Source organism: Sandarakinorhabdus sp. (assembly GCF_031430775.1).
GTDB lineage: Bacteria > Pseudomonadota > Alphaproteobacteria > Sphingomonadales > Sphingomonadaceae > Sandarakinorhabdus.
In genome coordinates, this window is sequence record NZ_JANPCD010000110.1 from 1 (window position 1) to 2,384 (window position 2,384).

Annotated in this window: 4 protein-coding genes; 2 read left to right on the forward strand and 2 right to left on the reverse strand. The window is 62.6% G+C overall.

The genetic code is table 11. The features are described 5' to 3' along the window. Both RMQ73_RS06720 and RMQ73_RS06725 read right to left on the reverse strand, forming a co-directional pair. The coding region (locus RMQ73_RS06720) for an EamA family transporter (protein ID WP_310497318.1) at nt 1-529 on the reverse strand (529 nt) is incomplete at its 3' end. A gap of 22 nt (nt 530-551) precedes the next feature. Continuing rightward, nucleotides 552-1,715 (reverse strand): isovaleryl-CoA dehydrogenase, encoded by a 1,164-nt coding sequence (locus RMQ73_RS06725; RefSeq protein ID WP_310497319.1) that lies wholly within the window; start codon nt 1,713-1,715, stop codon nt 552-554. A gap of 113 nt (nt 1,716-1,828) precedes the next feature. Between RMQ73_RS06725 and RMQ73_RS06730 the strand changes: the two genes are divergently transcribed. Beyond that, nucleotides 1,829-2,080 carry a helix-turn-helix transcriptional regulator gene (locus RMQ73_RS06730; protein ID WP_310497320.1) on the forward strand — a complete coding sequence of 84 codons (252 nt, stop codon included), beginning with the start codon at nt 1,829-1,831 and terminating at the stop codon, nt 2,078-2,080. 21 nt (nt 2,081-2,101) lie between these two features. Further along, nucleotides 2,102-2,384 (forward strand): hypothetical protein (locus RMQ73_RS06735; RefSeq protein ID WP_310497321.1); only part of this gene is annotated, 283 nt, incomplete at its 3' end.

Genomic DNA, 2,384 nt, shown 5'->3' on the forward strand with positions numbered 1-2,384 from the left:
CGGCACCGTCCGCCGCTGCCCGGGCGCGCATCACGATCGCCGACCCACCATAACACACCGCAGCAAACAGCGCCGCCGCCACCGCCAGCAATCGGTCGCCGGTCAGGTCAGGTACATTGCCCACCGCGACGAGGACGCCCACAAACCCCATGAATCCGGCCAGCACATACCGGCGCTGCATCGGCTCGTTCAGGAACAACGCCGCCAGCGGCGGCATCATCAACGGCGCGATGAAGGTGATGCAGATGACCAGCGCCAGCGGCAGCAGCGTGAGCGCCCACACAAAACTGACGGCCATCGCGGCAATCAATGTGCCGCGCAGCAGATGCAGCCGCAATCCGCCCACGCCGGGACGCGGCCGGCCTGCCGCCGCCCAGATCAACGCCGCCACCAAGGTGCCAGTGCCGTATCGCCAGAACGTGACCTGCAACACGCCATGGTCGAGCGACAGCAGCTTCAGCAACGCATCCATCAGGCAAAGGGCGCCGATACCGGCAGCGCAGGCGCCAAAGGCCATCGGGCGGTTCACGGCCGGAAAAGCCCGGCGATGGTCACCGTGTTTCTTCGAACAATTCGCGCCCGATCAGATAGCGGCGGATTTCACTGGTGCCGGCGCCGATTTCATACAGCTTGGCATCGCGCAGCAGCCGCCCGGTGGGATAGTCGCTGGTATAGCCATTGCCCCCCAGACACTGGATCGCCTCCAGCGCCATACAAGTCGCCTTTTCGGCGGAATAGAGAATGCAGCCGGCGCTGTCCTTGCGCGTCGTCTCGCCCCGGTCGCACGCATCGGCCACGGCATAAGTATAGGCGCGCGCGGTGGACAGCGCGACATACATGTCCGCCAGCTTGCCCTGCATCAACTGAAACGTGCCGATCGGCTGCCCGAATTGTTCGCGTTCATGGATATAGGGCACCACGACATCCATGCACGCCTGCATGATGCCCAAAGGCCCGCCCGACAGCACGACGCGTTCATAATCCAGTCCCGACATCAGCACCTTGGCACCGTTGCCGACGCCGCCCAGCACATTGCCTGCCGGCACTTCGCAATCCTCGAACACCAGTTCGCACGTGTCGCTGCCGCGCATCCCCAGCTTGTCGAGCTTTTGCGCTGTCGAAAACCCCTTCATGCCCTTTTCGATCAGGAATGCCGTGACGCCGCGTGATCCGGCCTCCGGGTCGGTCTTGGCATAGACCACCAGCGTTTGCGCATGCGGCCCATTGGTGATCCACATCTTGTTGCCATTGAGCAGATACGAATCATTGCCGCGCGCCTCGGCCCGCAATTTCATCGAGATGACATCGCTGCCGGCGCCCGGCTCCGACATGGCTAGGCTGCCGACATGGGCGCCGGAAATCAGCCCCGGCAGATACCGCGCCTTTTGTTCGGCGCTGCCCCAGCGCGCAATCTGGTTGATGCACAGGTTCGTGTGGGCGCCATAGGACAGGCCGACGCTGGCTGATGCGCGGCTGATTTCTTCCACCACAATGACATGCGCCAGATAGCCAAGGCCGGCGCCGCCATCGGCCTCGGGCACGGTGACGCCGTGCAGGCCCAGCGCACCCAGCTTGGGCCACAGATCGATGGGGAAGGTGTTGGTGGCATCGATTTCGGCAGCACGCGGCGCGATTTCGGCGGCCGCAAAGGCCCGCACCGTGTCGCGCAGCATCTCGATGGTTTCGCCGTGCGGGAATTTGAGCTGGGAGAGCATGAACCTGATCCTGAACTGATTTTCCTGTGTTTAGACCCGCGCACGCGCGGCGGGAAGGGGCGGTGCAATAAAAGCGATTGACGCAATTATTCGTTGTGTATAGACAACAAAACATGGAAAACGACAACGCAACTATCGCTCTGCACAACCGCCTGGCCCTGTTCCGGGCCGATGCCGGCTTGTCGCGAGCGGCATTGGCCGAAAAAGTCGGGGTCAATCCCCAGACCATCGGCTTTCTCGAACGCGGTCAATATGGCCCCAGCCTCGAACTGGGCCTGAAACTGGCCGCGGTGTTCGGCGTGTCGGTGGAAACACTGTTTTCGCTGCACCCCTTTGCGCCGCTGGCGACAACCCTGAACCCGTAATCAAGGAGAGGAACAATGGACATGACAATCAAACCACCGCTTTCGCTTACGCTTCGCAACGCCCGCATCCTGTCGGTCCTCGTGCTGGCGGGCCTGGGTATCGGCTATCTTGGCGGCGCGATGTTCCCAGACGACAAGGGCGGCGTCTGGCTGGGCTTTTCTGCCGTGCGCCTCATCGGCTTGTTCAGCGCCGTGTTCTTGTTTCTCGATATCCGCAATCAGACAGCGCATGCGCCCGATGCCATGCTCGACGAACGGGAACGGGCGTTGCGCGACAATGCCTATGTCCGCGCCTATCAGATCA